This window comes from Pseudomonas sp. SIMBA_068 (assembly GCF_046534705.1).
Taxonomy (GTDB): Bacteria; Pseudomonadota; Gammaproteobacteria; order Pseudomonadales; family Pseudomonadaceae; genus Aquipseudomonas; species Aquipseudomonas putida.
This window is the reverse complement of record NZ_JAWRYI010000512.1, coordinates 1-272: the sequence shown is the minus strand read 5'-3', so window position 1 is coordinate 272 and position 272 is coordinate 1. Positions and strand designations below refer to the sequence as shown.

General features: G+C 48.9%; 1 pseudogene. It reads right to left on the bottom strand.

Annotated features, from left to right (window positions below):
* Positions 1 to 35 precede the first annotated feature (35 nt).
* Positions 36 to 245 (bottom strand): annotated as a pseudogene (locus SB756_RS30180) (Arm DNA-binding domain-containing protein); the annotation flags it as partial.
* Between the last annotated feature and the right edge of the window lie 27 nt (positions 246 to 272).

Here is a 272-nt window from a genome sequence, read left to right as displayed (position 1 = left end):
GACGAGCTTGTGTTGGGCTAACTCCATCCGCGACCTGCTTGCTCGCATTTCTCGTGAGCTTCGGCAAGTTTGACCGTCGGGTACTCACCCAGCGCAAACATGCTAGATTTACCGTTGAGTTTAAACCGATAGCGCCATGCCTTTTTGCCATTGGGTTTCATTTCGAGGTAGAGACCGTTGAAATCATTGAGTCGATAGAGTTTTTGTTTCGGCCTGGCAGTGCGGCATTGCGTATCAGTGAGCATAGCGGAGCCTTGTTTATTTATTATACC